This is a genomic window from Mucilaginibacter sp. HD30 (genome assembly GCF_054061755.1).
Map to the genome: position 1 here is coordinate 2,726,143 of NZ_JBSSEO010000001.1, position 17,064 is coordinate 2,743,206.

The 17,064-nt window shown below is 42.6% G+C and carries 19 protein-coding genes; 15 read left to right on the forward strand and 4 right to left on the reverse strand.

The features are described from left to right. Both ACVW2L_RS12990 and ACVW2L_RS12995 read left to right on the forward strand, forming a co-directional pair. Positions 1-1,728 carry a M56 family metallopeptidase gene (locus ACVW2L_RS12990; protein WP_457128398.1) on the forward strand — a complete coding sequence of 576 codons (1,728 nt, stop codon included), beginning with the start codon at positions 1-3 and terminating at the stop codon, positions 1,726-1,728. Between the two features lie 35 nt (positions 1,729-1,763). Beyond that, entirely contained in the window at positions 1,764-3,545 is a 1,782-nt protein-coding gene (locus ACVW2L_RS12995) for a M56 family metallopeptidase (protein ID WP_457128399.1), read from the forward strand. A gap of 540 nt (positions 3,546-4,085) precedes the next feature. Here the strand turns inward: ACVW2L_RS12995 and ACVW2L_RS13000 are convergent. Both ACVW2L_RS13000 and ACVW2L_RS13005 read right to left on the reverse strand, forming a co-directional pair. After that, positions 4,086-4,382 carry a GIY-YIG nuclease family protein gene (locus tag ACVW2L_RS13000; RefSeq protein WP_457128400.1) on the reverse strand — a complete coding sequence of 99 codons (297 nt, stop codon included), beginning with the start codon at positions 4,380-4,382 and terminating at the stop codon, positions 4,086-4,088. 249 nt (positions 4,383-4,631) lie between these two features. Further along, the gene (locus tag ACVW2L_RS13005; RefSeq protein ID WP_457128401.1) at positions 4,632-5,717 is read right to left on the reverse strand and encodes a DNA topoisomerase IB; all 1,086 of its coding nucleotides are present in this window, start codon (positions 5,715-5,717) and stop codon (positions 4,632-4,634) included. A gap of 86 nt (positions 5,718-5,803) precedes the next feature. Here ACVW2L_RS13005 and ACVW2L_RS13010 point away from each other — a divergent pair, with 86 nt between their 5' ends. From ACVW2L_RS13010 to ACVW2L_RS13025, 4 genes are all read left to right on the forward strand, one after another. After that, positions 5,804-6,289: a hypothetical protein gene (locus ACVW2L_RS13010; RefSeq protein ID WP_457128402.1), complete on the forward strand. Its 486-nt coding sequence runs from the start codon at positions 5,804-5,806 to the stop codon at positions 6,287-6,289. 89 nt (positions 6,290-6,378) lie between these two features. Further along, positions 6,379-7,410: an aldo/keto reductase gene (locus ACVW2L_RS13015; protein ID WP_457128403.1), complete on the forward strand. Its 1,032-nt coding sequence runs from the start codon at positions 6,379-6,381 to the stop codon at positions 7,408-7,410. A gap of 292 nt (positions 7,411-7,702) precedes the next feature. Then, a complete protein-coding gene (locus tag ACVW2L_RS13020; protein WP_457128404.1) occupies positions 7,703-8,083 on the forward strand; it encodes a VOC family protein in 381 nt (126 codons plus the stop codon). A 221-nt stretch (positions 8,084-8,304) separates the two neighbouring features. Then, complete coding sequence (locus ACVW2L_RS13025; protein ID WP_457128405.1) at positions 8,305-8,679, forward strand: hypothetical protein; 375 nt, start codon at positions 8,305-8,307, stop codon at positions 8,677-8,679. A gap of 348 nt (positions 8,680-9,027) precedes the next feature. Here the strand turns inward: ACVW2L_RS13025 and ACVW2L_RS13030 are convergent, their stop codons facing one another. Next, entirely contained in the window at positions 9,028-10,041 is a 1,014-nt protein-coding gene (locus tag ACVW2L_RS13030) for a threonine aldolase family protein (RefSeq protein WP_457128406.1), read from the reverse strand. 40 nt (positions 10,042-10,081) lie between these two features. On the opposite strand from ACVW2L_RS13030, the gene ACVW2L_RS13035 reads away from it, so the two are divergent. Further along, positions 10,082-10,774 (forward strand): hypothetical protein, encoded by a 693-nt coding sequence (locus ACVW2L_RS13035; protein WP_457128407.1) that lies wholly within the window; start codon positions 10,082-10,084, stop codon positions 10,772-10,774. Here the strand turns inward: ACVW2L_RS13035 and ACVW2L_RS13040 are convergent. Further along, positions 10,771-11,985, reverse strand: coding sequence for an NAD(P)/FAD-dependent oxidoreductase (locus ACVW2L_RS13040; RefSeq protein WP_457128408.1), 1,215 nt, complete (start codon positions 11,983-11,985; stop codon positions 10,771-10,773). The genes ACVW2L_RS13035 and ACVW2L_RS13040 overlap by 4 nt on opposite strands. Between ACVW2L_RS13040 and ACVW2L_RS13045 the strand changes: the two genes are divergently transcribed. From ACVW2L_RS13045 to ACVW2L_RS13080, 8 genes are all read left to right on the forward strand, one after another. Continuing rightward, a complete protein-coding gene (locus tag ACVW2L_RS13045) occupies positions 11,984-12,601 on the forward strand; it encodes an NADH-quinone oxidoreductase subunit A (RefSeq protein WP_457128409.1) in 618 nt (205 codons plus the stop codon). The two genes, ACVW2L_RS13040 and ACVW2L_RS13045, sit on opposite strands and share 2 nt — an antisense overlap. Then, on the forward strand, positions 12,594-13,073 hold the full coding sequence (locus ACVW2L_RS13050) for an NADH-quinone oxidoreductase subunit B (RefSeq protein WP_457128410.1): 480 nt from the start codon (positions 12,594-12,596) through the stop codon (positions 13,071-13,073). The genes ACVW2L_RS13045 and ACVW2L_RS13050 overlap by 8 nt, the downstream gene beginning before the upstream one ends. Continuing rightward, complete coding sequence (locus ACVW2L_RS13055; protein ID WP_457128411.1) at positions 13,073-13,549, forward strand: hypothetical protein; 477 nt, start codon at positions 13,073-13,075, stop codon at positions 13,547-13,549. Before ACVW2L_RS13050 ends, ACVW2L_RS13055 begins: the two co-directional genes overlap by 1 nt. A gap of 37 nt (positions 13,550-13,586) precedes the next feature. After that, a complete protein-coding gene (gene tnpA, locus ACVW2L_RS13060; RefSeq protein ID WP_457128412.1) occupies positions 13,587-14,048 on the forward strand; it encodes an IS200/IS605 family transposase in 462 nt (153 codons plus the stop codon). 442 nt (positions 14,049-14,490) lie between these two features. Next, positions 14,491-15,630, forward strand: a complete 1,140-nt coding sequence (locus ACVW2L_RS13065; RefSeq protein ID WP_457128413.1) for a 5-(carboxyamino)imidazole ribonucleotide synthase — start codon at positions 14,491-14,493, stop codon at positions 15,628-15,630. 20 nt (positions 15,631-15,650) lie between these two features. Continuing rightward, positions 15,651-16,319 (forward strand): hypothetical protein, encoded by a 669-nt coding sequence (locus ACVW2L_RS13070; RefSeq protein ID WP_457128414.1) that lies wholly within the window; start codon positions 15,651-15,653, stop codon positions 16,317-16,319. 1 nt (position 16,320) lies between these two features. After that, positions 16,321-16,818: a 5-(carboxyamino)imidazole ribonucleotide mutase gene (gene purE, locus ACVW2L_RS13075; RefSeq protein ID WP_457128415.1), complete on the forward strand. Its 498-nt coding sequence runs from the start codon at positions 16,321-16,323 to the stop codon at positions 16,816-16,818. A 56-nt stretch (positions 16,819-16,874) separates the two neighbouring features. Further along, positions 16,875-17,039 carry a hypothetical protein gene (locus ACVW2L_RS13080; protein ID WP_457128416.1) on the forward strand — a complete coding sequence of 55 codons (165 nt, stop codon included), beginning with the start codon at positions 16,875-16,877 and terminating at the stop codon, positions 17,037-17,039. Positions 17,040-17,064 lie beyond the last annotated feature (25 nt).

The following is a 17,064-nucleotide window of genomic DNA, read 5'->3' on the forward strand; positions in this document are numbered from 1 at the left end:
ATGCCTGAGTTATTCACCTTTCTGATAAAAGTAAACATAGCACTGGTGCTTTTTTGCGTTGGCTATTATCTGGTGCTGCGCAAGCTTACATTTTATACACTTAACCGTGTGTACCTTATCACCGCTATTATATTTTCCAGCGTGTATCCGTTCATTGATCTGTCTGTATTTGCGCAGCAGCACCAGCAAATAATTGCGCCTGTACAAAACGTTGTGATAATATGGCAGGAGCCTGCCCAAAACTTTGTAAGGCAGGCGGCTTATTGGAACTGGTTAGCAATTTTGTTCTGGGCGGGAGCTGCATTATTTGCTACACGCCTTATATTTCAGCTGGCCTCGTTATATAAAATATACCGTCGGTCAACAGCGCGAGAGATAAACGGGCAAAACGTGCGGGTGGTAAAAGGCGACATTAGTCCGTTTTCTTTCTGGCAAAGCATCTACATCAACCCCGAGCGCTTAAGCACCACAGATCTGCAGAATATTTTAGAGCATGAACAAATTCACGTAAATGAATGGCACACGCTTGATGTTTTGCTGACAGAGATAAGCGTAATACTATATTGGTTTAACCCCGGCATATGGATGATGAAACGTGCCGTCCGCGAGAATATTGAGTTTATAACCGACCGTAAAATACTGCAAAAAGGTGTGGACAGCAAAGCTTATCAATATAGCCTGCTTAACATAACCTTTAACCAACCGGCACCTGCAATTACCAGTAATTTCAATTTTTCAACATTAAAAAAGAGAATAATGATGATGAACGCTAAAAAATCTTCAAACCTGAACCTTACACGCTACGCGTTTTTAATGCCCGTAGTTATGGTATGTGTGTTCACTTTCAGCTTATCAAAGGCCGAAGTGGTAAAAACCAACCCGGCATTTAAAGCAGTTGCCGCTGCTGTAGAAAACATTAAGAGTGTAGCTTTTAACGCTGATACTACTCCGGTTAAAAAGATTGTTACAAAAACCACTCCGGCAAAAAAAACTGGAGCCACCGGTGCAGCAACAAATACGATCACTATTACAACAACAGACAATAAAATACAAACGCAAGGGGCAGCAGCTGAAATATTAAACCGTATTGATAACAATTCATTAACAGTTCGGGGCGGCAAACTTAACGATTCGATAGTTATTGTTGTTGATGGTAAGATCGTTGATAATAATAATATTAGTAATATAAATCCTAACACCATAAGAACGGTTAACGTTATCAAAGACAATGCAACAACATACCTTAACCAAATATCAGGATTAAACGCCCCGGCCAATGGTAAAATAAAAAGTGTAATTGCTATTACTACCGGTGGGCCAAACGACGCCTTTAATAACAGGCCGGGGGTTAGCAATGAGGTAGTGGTTAGAGGGTACGGCATAAATAAAAATGTAGACGTAACCAATAATTTAACAGGCAACCAAACCAACACAAATAATGTGCAACCCGTAGGGGTTACGGGCTTAACCGTTACGACGCCTGGCAGCAAAGCAAATATACGCCTGCGTGCTAACACCCTAACAAGTGCTTTGGGAGATACTACAAATAGATATTTAGCTGCGCCGCTTATTATAATTGATGGGGAAATCGCTACAGAAAAGGGCTTCGAACAAATAAATCAGGACGATATTAAAAGCATTACAGTGCTTAAAGACGCTTCTGCTACCTCGTTATACGGCGAGAAAGCCAAAAACGGCGCTATTATTATTACTACCAAAAAGAAATAGTTGATTAGTTATTGATGTCTAAACCATAATTCATCATGCCTGAGTTTTTCACTTTCCTGATAAAAGTAAACATAGCTTTAGTGCTGTTTTGCCTGGGTTACTACCTGGTGCTGCGCAAGCTTACTTTTTACACGCTTAACCGCGCTTACCTGGTAACGGCCATCATTTTCGCCAGCGTATATCCTTTTATTGATCTGTCGGTATTTGCGCAGCACCATCAGGAGATCGTAGCGCCGGTACAAAACGTTGTGATAATTTGGCAGGCACCTGCCCAAAACTTTGTTAAACAAGCCGCTTACTGGAACTGGTTAGAAATTGCCTTCTGGACAGGGGTCGCTGTGTTTGCCGCGCGGCTGCTGTTTCAGATGGTCTCGCTTTATAAAATACATGCCAGATCGGCCACCAAACAGATAAACGGGCAAGCCATCCGGGTAGTAAATGGAGATATCAGCCCCTTCTCTTTCTGGAAAAACATTTATGTAAACCCTGACAAACTAAGTTCAACTGACCTAAAAAACGTTTTAGCGCACGAACAAGTTCATGTGGATGAGTGGCACACCCTTGATGTTTTATTGACAGAGATAAGTGTAGTATTTTACTGGTTTAACCCCGGCATATGGATGATGAAACGCGCGGTGCGCGAGAACATTGAGTTTATAACAGACCGTAAGATCTTACAAAAAGGACTTGATAGCAAAGCTTATCAATACAGTCTGCTTAACATAACTTTTAATCAACCGGCCCCGGCCATTACCAGCAATTTTAACCTTTCAACCTTAAAAAAAAGAATTAAAATGATGAACGCTAAAAGATCTTCAAAATTAACACTTACCCGCTACGCGTTTTTGGTGCCCGTAGTAATGGTTTGCCTGTTTGCTTTCAGCCTTTCAAAAGCCGAGGCTGTAAAAAGCAGCCCGGCTTTTAAGGCTGTTGCGGCCGCAGTAAAAAACATAAACAATGTGGTTTTGAATAACGATACTGTACCCGCTACAACCAGGAATATAACCGGTACAGTAACCGTAAAAAAAGGCATTAACGGCACAACAAAAACCATCACCTTAAAAGGCGCCGATGTTGACAACCTGAGTTTTACGATAGACAGCCCTAAAATTGAACGGCATACTGTAACCATTACAGGCCAAAGACCAGGTAAAAAAGACTCTGTTATTACTTTTACTATTGAAGATAAGCCAATGGGCAGTTTTAGAAGCGACTACCACAGTAATTTCAATTCAAGCGGACTAACAGGTATACAACTTAACGTTGATAATGTAAATATCAATAAAATCGGCCAGGAAAAATCTGTACATCTGTCAGTACCAGCCCTTACAATTGACACCGCGAGCCACCAGTTTATTTATAAAGACGGAGATGCTAAACTCGCTGCCACTACATTTAGTTTAAATAACAACGTAGTAATTTCGGCACCAGTCAAAACAACAATGAGTGTTAACAAGGACAATAGTGTGATAATTTCATCAGGGGCACATACGGTTGGCACTTATTACAACAACAACAATGTAGTAGATAAAGGAAAACTACTTAGTGTTAACCCCGATAAAAACAAGGAGGTTATTGTAGAAGGTAGACCAATACCATCCAATGGCCTGTGGCATGTAATAACCGATAAAAACGGAAATCAGACCTCTACTATTCAACCGCTTTATGTAGTAGACGGCAAATTGGTTAACCAAAAAGACCTTAAATCTTTTGAAGGCAAAGTAGTTTATTTAAATCCGGAGACGGCCATTTTAAAATACGGAACAAAAGGAGAAAACGGTGCTTTGGTTATAACTACTAAAGACGCGAAGAAATAGAGAAAATATGTAACCGTTTGTTGTAAACTATCGTCATATAACCGCTTGGTTTAAAATCAATGACGATATAAAACCATATTAAGGTTGCTGATTTGCTGACCACAGATTAACGACATAAAAACCCGCTTCGGCGGGTTTTTTTATTACGCATGTCATGCCCAATTTATTTCGGCATCCCATATATAGGTAATGAAGCGCCATGTGGCGGGTTACTTAGCGCGTGGGATGCCGAAACAAGTTCGGCATGACGGGAGAAAAATAAAAGTCATGCCGAACTTGTTTCGGCATCCCATGGATAGGTAATGAAGCGATGGGTAGCGGGCTACTTGGCGCGTGGGTTGCCGAAACAAGTTCGGCATGACGGGAGACAAATACAAGTTCGCTATGACGGAGACAAATACAAGTTCGGCATGACGGGACACAAATAAAAGTCATGCCGAATTTATTTCGGCATCCCATGGATAGGTAATGAAGCGACGGGTAGCGGGCTACTTATCACGTGGGTTGCCGAAATAAATTCGGCATGACAGGTGGGTAATTCTACTGTTTTAGTTGGTCTTTTAAATCCTTCATTTCCGGATTGATAGATTTGACAAGATTAATTTTCCAATCCTTATGCCAGCGTTTTAGTTGTTTCTCTCTATCAATAGCATCTGTTATTCTTTCAAAATACTCAAAACAAATTAAATCATACAGTTTATACTTCCTAACAAAAGCAGATCCTTCGTTATTGATATGCTGCCACACTCTTGCTTCAAGGTCGCTGGTTACGCCAATATAAAAAGTAGTGCGATACTTATTTGACATTATGTATACGTGGCCCTGAGTGAAAAGCATAGCATATATTTTGCACTAAAATAATAAAAAGTCATGCCGAATTTATTTCGGCATCTCATATATAGGTAATGAAGCGGCATGTGACGGGCTACTTAGCGCATGGGTTGCCGAAACAAGTTCGGCATGACGGAAGAAAAATACAAGTCATGCCGAACTTGTTTCGGCATCCCACATATAGGTAATGAAGCGGCATGTAACGGGCTACTTATCACGTGGGTTGCCGAAATAAATTCGGCATGGCAGGTAATATCAACTTGCTACCGCCAGTTTTTCCTTTTCCAACAAAGCCAGCAATGCCTTTTCGGCAACGTTTAATTCTGATGCTTTAATATCCTGTTCTTCGTCAATCTCCTTTATATAATTAAACAAGGTTCCCTCCTCGTAGCTTTTTATTACCGTTGGGTGCACGTAGTATTTTTTACAAACGGTGCGGGTGTTACCCAGGTTAATGGCTACCTCATCTAACACACTTATTATTTTCTTTTTGCATTCGCTCACGGTTTCAAACTCCCCTGCTGCCTTAAAGGCATATAGCGCGCTTACGCTACCAGCCCAGGTGCGGAAATCTTTAGCGGTAAAATCCTCGCCTGTAATGCCTTTAAGGTAATTGTTCACATCGCCAGAGCCTATTACACAACGCGTTCCGTCAGCATTGTAATACTGAAAAAGATCTTTGCCCGGAATATCCCTGCACTGTTTTACCAGCCGCGCCAGTTTGCGGCTTTGCAGCGCTATCTTATGCATTACCCCTTTTTTCCCCTTAAACTCAAAGTTGAGCTGTGTACCATTGATCTTTACATGCCTGTCCTGCAAAGTAGTTAAGCCGAATGATCCATAGAGCTTTTTGTACGACTCGTTCCCTACCCTAATGCTCGTCAGTTCCATTAAACGAACCACCAACGCCACTACCTTATCATGATCCAAATGGGGGCGCGAAAGATCTTTATCTAATTGCTGCCTTATTGCAGGTAAATGAGCCGCAAAGGTTTGCAGGCGATGATATTTAGATTGGTTGCGGATGCTGTTCCAGGTGGGGTGATAGCGGTATTGCTTGCGCCCGGCCACATCAATGGCGGTAAATTGCAGATGGCTGTTATCAAATGGCGAGATCCACACCCGCGTATATGCCGGAGGGATAACCAGCGCATTGAACCGGCGTATCAATTCTTTATCCTTTACAAGCGCGCCATCAGTGTCATAATAACTCCAGCCTTTGCCTGCTTTTTTGCGTGTATAACCTGGGGCAGAATCGCTTACATAACGTAATCCGACAGCTTTGGCCGTGATCTTAGGGTCGCGGCCTATTTTTTCTAATTTCTTTGTAAGTCTATTCATCATCATTATGAACAGCGCTACAAGTAATAAGTTTAAACCATAAATGAAACAATTTATATGGATATTTACTCCACAAACCAATGGTCTTGAAAATACTACTGCTATTCATATCTTTCGCATTGCTGAAGTTTGGAGCAAACGGTCAAATCAAAGTTTACAAAATAGTAGATCGCATTGAGAATGCAGATATTGATTACAAAAAACTCGATCACCTAAATTCTCTTGGGGCAGGTTATCATCTATTGGACAAGGCCTTTAAACCTCAAAAAGGCCGGTTTACTGTTTACAGGTTCATTTGCACTTTTAAAGGGCTTTCGCACGAAACTGAGAAACAAAAAGTTTTTCACGACTTGATCATCCTAAAGACAGATAAGAAAAACAACATAGTAGATGGCTATCAATATACTTTAGAATGGGTCGAAGTGCCATTTACTTTTGACCTGTATAGAATCGCAAAAAAAGATAAAAAACTCACCGACGGCCTTGATATTAAGAATTTAGTGTTCACAAGAGTGGGCGACCTGCAAACTCAGAGCCAAGTGTTAGGTGAAACAGGGGTTTTACACCTGTAAAATATGACCTTTTTTTCACATTACACTAACCATTTTGTTAGAAAGTATTCCGAATTTTAGTTTTTATCTTCACTACAAATTATCTAATTATGAAATACAATCTTTTAGGAAACACGGGGATCTACGTGTCTGAAATTTGTTTTGGCACCATGACCTTTGGTGGCAGCAACGGCGGTATTTGGACCAACATTGGCAACGTACAGCAGCAGGAAGTTAACAGCCTGATGAAAACCGTTGTTGATGCCGGTATTAACTACATTGATACCGCTAATATCTACTCTTTTGGCGAATCTGAAACCTTACTGGGCCAATCAATAATTGATCTGGGCCTTAACCGTAACGACCTGGTGATAGCCACCAAAGTACGCGGCCGCATGAGCAAAGGGGTTAATGATGTTGGCTTGAGCCGTTTAAACATTTTCCAGTCTGTTGATGCCAGCTTAAAGCGCATGCAGGTGGATCATATAGACTTGCTATACGTACATGGCACAGACCTGAAAACACCGATTGAAGAAACCGTACGCGCGCTGAATGATATTGTATTAACAGGCAAAGTACGCTATATAGCCATTTGTAACTGGCCCGCCTGGATGGTGATGAAAGCGCAGGGCATAGCCGACAAATATGGCTGGAACAAATTTGTGGGGCTACAGTACTATTACTCATTAGCGAGCCGCGACATTGAGCGCGAATTGGTGCCGTTGGCTCTTGATCAAAACCTGGCCATTATGCCATGGAGTCCGCTGGCAGGCGGTTTCCTATCGGGTAAGTATACACGCGACGGTGGTGCAGCAGGTGCCCGGCGCGATGCCTTTGATTTCCCACCCATCAACAAAGAAAAGACGTACGATATTATTGACGTATTGGGCGAAATTGCCAAACAACAGGGCGTATCCATAGCGCAGGTAGCATTGGCCTGGGTGCGGTTACAAAAAGGTGTTACCAGTACCATCATCGGGGCTAAAAACATTGATCAGCTTAATGATAACTTAAAATCTGTTGATGTGGTATTATCTGCCGATGAATTGAAACGCATTGACGAAATAAGCGCCCTGCCGCGCGAATACCCGGGCTGGATGGTTGAAAGACAATCAATGGACAGGGAACCGCCGGTCGTTTAGTTGGCAGTTTTTAGTAGGCAGTTGGCAGTCAAAATAGCGGTGGTTTGTACCGGGAGTATTTGGAAGATATTATATACCGGCAAAGCTCCCCTCTTGAGAGGGGGCGCGTAGGAATTGTGCGGCTGCGGGGGTGTGTTAAGCCGCTTATATAACACACCCCTACACCCCTCTCGAGAGGGGAATCGCACCGCCCGCCGCTCTTTTAAATCTTTCCGAACACTCTTGGCTTTGAAACCCATCGCTATTAATTTGCATCAAAAATCCCTAAATTGCATCAACCAAACTTCTTCCGATGTACAAACCAAACGACTATAACTCCCTCTCCCCCTACCTCATTGTAAACGGGACACAACGACTGGCCGATTTGCTGATAGTTATCTTCAATGGTACGGAACTCAGAAAATATAACCGTGAAGATGGCTCTGTTATGCATATGGAGGTACTGATTGACGATAGCGTGGTGATGCTAAGCGACGCCACCGCCAATTATCCGGCACAGAAAACCATGCTGCACCTTTACGTGCCCGATGTTATGGCGACATTTAAACTGGCTATTGAAAATGGTTGTGAACCGATAGAAGAACCGGTAAATAAAAACGGCGACCCGGATAAACGTGGATCTTTCTACGACTTTGCCGGTAATTATTGGGCGGTGAGTACGCAAATAGAATAATGGCTATCTTAGCAGCATGACATTATTCACGAAGATCCTCCGCGCCATATTCGTTGTTTTTTTATGTGTAAACCTGTTTACATGGGGCATGACTTATTTTGCAGGGCATGTTATACCTGGCAAAACAAATATTTTTTTCGGGCTGAATGGCATTGTGCTGCTGGGATTGGTTATTCTTTTTAATTATTTGCATAATAAGAATAAGGAGAGGGAATAATTAAATGAAAGCGAAAGGAATAATACTGAATAGCTGCATTCTTCTGTCGCTATTTTTGCTATTAATTCTGCAATCCTGTACCCTGAATACCGCATACAAAAAAGACCTCTGGGTGGATGGCGACTCAGGCTTCCCTTCGCAGCACAGGGAATCCATGTTACAAGATCTCACTAAAAATTACAAGTTAAAAGGCCTCACAAAGACAGAGTTATTCAACTTATTAGGGCCGTCAGATCATATTGAAAATAATTACGTTTGTTATAATATAATTGTTGATTACGGTAGCGATATAGATCCAGTTTACACAAAAACTCTCGAATTTAATTTAGTCGGTGACTCTGTTGTCAATTCTTTTTCGGTGATTGAATGGAAAAAATAATGTTACCTCGCTAATACACTCTATTCCACCACTGCCAGTAATCTCCCGACTACGGAAGACTATTTCTGTACTCTCTGACTACAGAAATTAAAACGTAAACAGCAGCCACATCGAAAATCTAATCCTGCATTAGGATTACACAGTTTCGTGGGACAAAAAAACCGTTATTTACAAGCAACTGTAAACAAGTCGGTTACCTAATTTCCACAGCTAATTTTCCTGACTTATAAGTAGTCTCACTTTGTCCCACACAAATATTGCAAACTACTTACTACCAACTGCTTACTTAAACGAGTGTCCCACCTTGGCTCAAACTGTCTCACATACCCGTGGGACGAAACACTCGCCTTAAAGCTCTTTTAATACACTCACTGTATACTCCACCTGCTCCGGAGGAACATCCAAATGCAACACAAAACGAATGCGATTGGGGGCTGTAACCATAGCTTTAATGCCTTTTGCAGCCAGTTGTTCAACAACGCTATCCGCAGGTGGCAGGGTGTCAAACAGAACTATGTTGGTTTCGACAGGCATCACGCTTTCAACCCAGGCGCATTTAGCAAGTTCTGTTGCTAGTATTGCTGCATGAGCATGGTCTATCTTTAACCGCTCCACATGATGATCTAAAGCATAAATTCCGGCGGCGGCCAAAAAGCCCGCCTGTCGCCAGCCACCGCCCAAAACCTTGCGAATACGCCGGGCCTGCTTAATAGTATCCTTATCCGCCAATAACACTGAACCAACCGGTGCTCCCAACCCTTTTGATAAACAGACGGAGATACCGTCAAAGTGTTGGCCGTAGTCGGCAGCGCTGTCGCCGGTATGTGCCAGGGCATTAAAAATGCGGGCGCCATCCAGGTGCAGTTTAAGGCCGCGGGCCTGGCACAGGTCGGCAATAGGTCTTATATGATCAAGCGTATAACAACTGCCGCCCCCGCGGTTACTGGTGTTCTCTAACACCACCAAACTGGTGCGTGGGTAGTGAATGTTATCAGCGTTTATCTCGGGTTCAATCATGTCAGCGTTGATCAGTCCGCGGTAACCATTAAGCAGCCTTGTAGATACCGCCGAGTTAAAGGCTATACCCCCACCCTCGTAGCGGTAAACATGCGCGGTTTGATCTGCAATCAACTCATCCATTGGCAGGGTAAAGCATTTAATGGCTATCTGGTTGGTCATCGTACCCGACGGACAAAACAGGCCTGCTTCCATACCGAATAGCGCGGCGGTCTTTTCCTCTAATTGGGTAACGGTTTCATCCTCGCCAAAAACGTCATCGCCCACTTTGGCGCTCCACATGGCCTGTAACATACCAGGCGTTGGCCGGGTAAGGGTATCGCTTCTTAAATCAACGGTCATCATATATCAAATATGGTTAAAATTACGTTATTTGTGTTTTAGTATGATACGTCACACTGCAGCATTTATATTATTCAGCTTACTAAGCATTAGCGCTATTGCCCAAAAATGGCAGCAGGGCTATTTCTATGATAAACGAAGTGCAAAGAACGTGGGCTTCATCAACCAAACCCCATCTGGCAAGGGCCCTATCAAAAACGAAGCTTTTATTGAGTTTAAGGAATACGAAAAGGATAAACCCATCAAATTGAGCGCCAGTGATATGAAATCTTACGTGGTTGGTCGTGATAGCTTTGTTGTGGCCGTATCGCTTACTGACGACTGGGCAAGCGAGCAAATGGACTTTATCCGCGTAGCCATAAACGCACCCATAAAGCTGTATATGGCAAGGGTAGGTAATGTGAGCGCGCAGCAAAAAGCGGTCTCTGTAAGCCCGGCGCTAAGCACCGGATACGGCAGCGGCGGCATGGGTGGCGGCTTGGGGGGTGGTGTATCTATTAACTTAGGTCGTAACCGCGGCGGTGGCGGCACGCATGTAGCTTATTTTTATGGCGAGGGCACCAACGGCATGAAAGCGATAACAAACGAAAACTTTACTGATGTTATGATAGAAGTGATGGGTGATGAACCTGCAGCAGTTGAGCAGCTAAGAACCGGTAAAGTGGGCTTACGCGATATTGAAAAGATGATAGCATACTACCACAAGCTTGAAGAAGAGAGGGCGCATCGCCGTTAAATATGCTGGGCGATAACAAACCCGCTTGCCCATGCCCACTGAAAATTGTATCCGCCCAGCCATCCGGTTACGTCAACGCATTCGCCGCCAAAGAACAGGCCGGGCACCTTTTTAGCTTCTAACGTTTTTGAATATAACTCATCGGTCGATACGCCTCCGCGCATAACTTCTGCTTTATCGTAACCTTTATCGCCGGCAGGCTTAACCTTAAAATTATGGATTAAGGTATGGATACTCTCCAGCTCCACCTTACTTAGCGATGCCAGGTTCTTGTCAACCGGCAGATGATCGCTCAAAGCCTCTACGAACTTGCGGGTGTATAATGTGGTAAGAAAGTTAAGCAGCATTTTCTTGCCATTGGCGATGCGTTCCTGATGGATCAATTGGGTGATATCCTGATCAGGCAGCAGATCAAGGTAAATAAACTCTCCCGGTCGCCAATAGGATGAGATCTGCAAAATGGCCGGACCACTCAGCCCCCAGTGGGTAAACAAAATATTCTCATCAAAGCTGGCCCTATCGTTCCAAACCCGGCAAAAAATGCTGTTGCCCGATAACTGCTCATACCAGGGCTGATCCTTCCCGGTAATAGTGAGAGGTACAAGTGCAGGCGCAGTATTTACTATCTTCATTTCAAACTGACGCGCGGTACGCAGTCCAAAATCTGTAGCGCCCATTTTGGCTATAGGCAAACCGCCTGACGCAATGACTACACTGGATGCAGTGATTTGCGTTTCCTCTCCATGGCTGTCATAAATCACTGTAAAGCCCTCTTCTGTTTGAATTACCTGCTTTACGTTGGCGTTGCATTTTATCTGCTGACCAAGGTCATGGCACAGATCGGTAAAAACCTTCACTATATCGCGCGCTTTATCACTCTCCGGAAACAACTGACCTAAGGTTTTTTCTTTGCCTGTTATGCCATAGGTTTCAAAAAAACTGATGGTATCGTCAACTGTCCACTGCGCAAAGGCCGACTTTACAAAATGCTCGTTATCGCTTATAAACTGCTGGTGCGATGAATATAAGTTGGTATAGTTGCAACGCCCTCCACCGCTTATCAAGATCTTGGCGCCTACCTTGTCGTTCTTTTCCAGAATAAGCGTTTGCTTACCTAAAAACCCGGCCTGAACGGCGCACATCAGTCCGCATGCGCCACCGCCGATTATTATAGCATCAAAATGGGTTTGTTTTATTAATTTTGCCGGCATGGGTGAAGTTTCGCAAATATCAGAATTTGGCAAGATACTTATCTTTTTAATTGCGGGAATAATTATGGTATGCCTTGGCTTTTTAGCCAACCGCATTTTATCCACTAATAAACCAAACCCAATCAAGCTATCGTCTTATGAATGTGGCGAGGAACCAACCGGCAACGCGTGGTTACCGTTTAACCCGCGTTTCTATGTTATCGCACTGGTTTTCTTGTTGTTTGATGTAGAAATGGTGTTTATTTTTCCGTGGGCAACTGTATTTGGCAATCACGAAATTATTGCTGCTGCCCCCAACTGGGGATGGTTCTCGTTAGCAGAGATGTTTATATTTTTAGGCATACTGATATTGGGTTTAGTTTACGTTTGGGTAAAAGGCGATCTGGACTGGATAAAACCCCACCCCGTTGTGCCTACCACAAATGTGAACATCCCGGCTTCTTTGTATGAGAAAGTAAATCAGCAACAAAGCGCTTATATCCTTAAAAAATTTAATGAAGAGCCGGCTTTTGTCGCACCCGCATTAGCAGCGGCAGCAGAAAAGCCATCCGATGAAGTGCCTATAAGAAAACCCATGTTTAAACCAACCTTTAAAAAACCTGCAAGCGATGAGTGATCTTAACAACGAGGGTGGCGGTTTTGTAGTTACCAAATTGAACGATCTGCTTAATTGGTCGCGGTTGTCATCGGTATGGCCGTTACAGTTTGGTATTGCCTGCTGCGCTATTGAAATGATGGCCTCCTACGCTTCAACTTATGATCTGGAAAGGTTTGGTGTGTTTCCGCGTGCATCTGCGCGCCAGGCCGACGTTATTATTATAGCGGGAACAGTTACTTTTAAAATGGCCGAGCGTATTAAATTATTATACGAGCAAATGCCCGAGCCTAAATATGTTATCTCTATGGGGTCATGCTCAAACTGTGGAGGCCCATATTGGCAGCATGGTTATCATGTGGTAAAGGGTGTGGACCGTGTAATTCCGGTTGACGTGTATGTGCAGGGTTGCCCACCCCGCCCTGAAGCATTAATTGGCGGTATATTGGAGCTGCAAAAGATAATTGAAGGAGAACAACTCGTAAAATTATAATGTACAACCTGGCCAGTTATAAAAAGAACGCCTTAAAAAACATCCTTTGGATAGGTTTTTTGGTGGGTTCATTGGACGGCCTTGCAGCTTTACTGCTTAATTACAATGTAGGGCCTGCACCTATATTCAAATTTATAGCCAGCGGAGTGTTTGGCGCTGATGCATTTAAGGGCGGTGGCGAAATGGTTGTTGCCGGCATTGTGTTTCATTACCTTATAGCTTACTTATTTGCCACGGCGTTTTATCTGCTTTATCCTTTTAGCTTTTCACTTTTAAAAAACAAGTATGTTGTGGCCAATATTTACGGCGGCATAACCTGGCTTGTAATGAATATGGTAGTTGTACCGCTAAGCAAAATAGGTCCGCACGATTTTAAAGCGATTGCCGTTATAAAAGCCTTATTGATATTGATAATTTGCGTAGGGTTACCGGTTGCGCTGATAGCGGATAAGAAACTACACCTAGACCGCCGATAATACTTTCGCCTAAACTATAATATCTTTAATTTTAGATATGGCAAACACCTACACCCAAATTCATATTCAGTGCGTTATAGCGGTAAAATTTCGACAATCAGTTATTGAACCAATCTGGAAAGAAAGATTGCAACAATATATTACGGGTATAATTAAAAATCAAGGGCACAAAATGATTGCTATAAATAGCATGCCCGATCATTTGCATCTTTTTTTTGGGTTCAGACCAAACCAATCACTATCAGATCTGATGAGGATAGTAAAAGGGGATTCCTCGGAATGGATAAATAAGCAGTGCTTTACACCATCACAGTTTAGGTGGCAAGAGGGTTATGGCGCGTTTTCGTATTCTCGCTCTCAAATTAAATCTGTGGCGGAATATATAGCCAATCAAGAAGAGCATCATCGGAAGAAAACATTTTTAGAAGAATATGAGCAATTTCTAAAACACTTTGAAATTGAATATGATGATAGATATGTTTTTAAGTCGCTGGAATAAGTAGCGTACCTATGGCACGAAAAACGGGCGGCTTATTTTCTACCGACATTTTGCTCCTACGGAGCACCTCCATTAGCCATATTATTTTAGCGCACCAAGTTTTAGACCAACCTCGTGGTGGTAAATAGCCTTACCTTGTGGCTATTATTTACACACCAAATTTGAACTTACTATTTGCTCTTAAGAGTTTCCCACCTTAGTGGGTATTATTTAACACGCCAGGTATGAACACGCCTGTTGCTTCTAAATAATTCCGACTTCAGTCGTTTTATTTACCACGCTAAGACAAAAAATAATTCTACCACACTGCTCCGTAGGAGCAAAACGTCGGTAGAAAGGTAAAACGAAATTCGGTAGAAAGGTAAAACGAAATATAGTTTGTGCCGTAGGTACAAAACTCCGCTATGCTTTTTAAAAGATTTAGGGTAAACTTGCAATTGGAATGAAAACATTTTACGGAGACCTTAAACTCGGCATTTTAGGCGGCGGACAACTGGGCCGCATGCTGATACAACAGGCTATTAATTACAACGTTACGGTTAAAGTACTTGACCCTGATCGGGAGGCACCTTGTCGCAAATTATGCGATGAATTTGTTGTTGGCGCACTTAACGATTACAACACCGTTTACAACTTTGGCAAAAAGGTTGACCTGCTAACCATCGAGATTGAAAAGGTTAATGTGGATGCGTTGGAGCAATTAGAGAAAGAAGGCGTATTGGTTTATCCGCAGGCGCGGGTTATCCGGTTGATCCAGGATAAGGGCCTGCAAAAGCAATTCTTTAAACAAAATGATATTCCTACTGCCCCTTTCCAGGTAATTTCTTCGGCGACTGAATTGGAGCAAACCACTATGCAGTTCCCGTATATTCAAAAATTAAGGCGCGATGGTTACGATGGTCGGGGGGTTTATAAAGTAATAGATGAATCTTACTTAAAAGATGCTTTTAAAGAACCCAGCTTAATTGAGCAGTGGATTGATTTTGAAAAAGAAATAGGCGTAATTGTAGCCCGTAATGAAAGCGGCGATATAAGCGCTTTCCCGATGGTGGAGATGGAGTTTAACCCGGATGTTAACCTGGTGGAGTTCCTCATCAGCCCGTCTACCCTACCCCTTGAGATACATGAACAGGCGGAAAGCATCGCAAAAAAAATAGCCGATGACCTTAAAATCGTTGGCTTATTAGCGGTTGAAATGTTTTTAACCAAGGACGGACAGATATTGGTAAATGAACTGGCGCCACGACCGCACAACAGCGGGCACCAAAGCATTGAGGGTAATGTGGTATCGCAATTTGAGCAGCATTTAAGAGCCATATTTGACCAACCGCTGGGTGATACCGCCTGCCTTAATAATGCCATAATGGTAAACGTTTTAGGCGAAGAAGGCCATGAAGGACCAGCTGTTTATCAGGGCATTGAGAAAATTTTAAAATGCCCGGGCATATATGTACATTTATATGGCAAAGCTTTAACCAAGCCTTACCGGAAAATGGGTCACGTTACTATAATTGATGCCGACAGGGAGAAAGCTATTGAGAAGGCAAGGTTTGTGCAGAAGACACTTAAAGTGATTAGTTGATATTCAATTAAACTTACATAATGAGCCTAAAGCCGATTATCGTTACACTTACTTTCCTATTGATATCGATAACCACCTTCGGTCAGTATACTTTTATTCAAAAATTGGGCAGCATTGCTACCGTTGCATTTCCTGATACACCAAAAACAATTGATGTGTCAGGCGTTAAACAATACCTAATTAATCACGATGGCATAACTTACCAAGCTGCTTTAATGCATGTTAATAAAGGTTTAAAAAACATATTTAACTCTGCGAGTACCGACTCGGTATTTAATGATTATGTAACTCAGTTTTTAGAAAGCACTAAAGGCACGCTTTTATATAAAGATAAAATAACCCTCAACGGTCATGAGGCAATACAATTTGGGTTTAAGACCAAAGTTAAAGACCGCCAGCTTTATGGCTATTATCGTGTAGCTAATCTAAATGATACATTGGTAACTTGCGGGTTAATAGCTTCAGATTTAGTGCCCAAAGATCACCAAGCGCTCAAAACCTTTTTTAACACCTTTAAAGTGATAAGTGTTGCCGAATTGGAAAAGATCGACGCATCGAATACTGCTTACAGGTTTGGTGAAGGAATTGGGACATTGATGACTATTGGTTTTTTCGTAGCCGTTGGATTTGCGATAGTTGCCTTCCTAAAAAAAATAATATATAAAAAACAAAAACAACAGTCTTCTTGATATGAGTTCCACCTTCCCAAAAATAGGAATTATAATGGGCAGCAAATCGGATCTTCCGGTTATGCAGGACGCCGCGGATGTGTTAAAGTTATTAGGTGTAGATTACGAAATAACCGTTGTATCTGCCCACCGCACACCCGACCGTATGTTTACTTACGCCCGCGAAGCTGCCGCTCGTGGTATTAAGGTTATTATAGCCGGTGCAGGCGGCGCGGCGCATTTGCCGGGCATGGTGGCATCGTTAACGCATTTACCCGTGATAGGTGTACCGGTAAAGTCAAGCAACTCTATTGATGGCTGGGATTCTATCCTGTCCATACTACAAATGCCTAACGGTATTCCTGTTGCTACTGTTGCATTAAATGCTGCAAAAAATGCAGGCATATTAGCCGCTCAGATCATATCAACTGCAGACGAAACTGTTGTAAAAAACCTTATCGCTTTTAAAGAAGAGTTGAAGAAAAAGGTGGAAGAATCTGCCGAGGAAATGGGAAAGTAATAAATCTCCACTTTAATGGTGATTTGTGTATTTTTGATTAGGTGAAAGCAACTTGCATGAAAAAGGAAGAACCCTTGTTGGACAAAGCTGAATTGGCGTATTTAAAAGAAGGTTTAAAACGCACGTATAAAGAGCGGTTTGAATACGCCACATTATTATACAAAGTTCAGCAGACCATGAATAAAGCGGTTATAACCCACAAGCCATTTATTGAAAAATAAACTTTTCAAATTTCAATTTACCTTT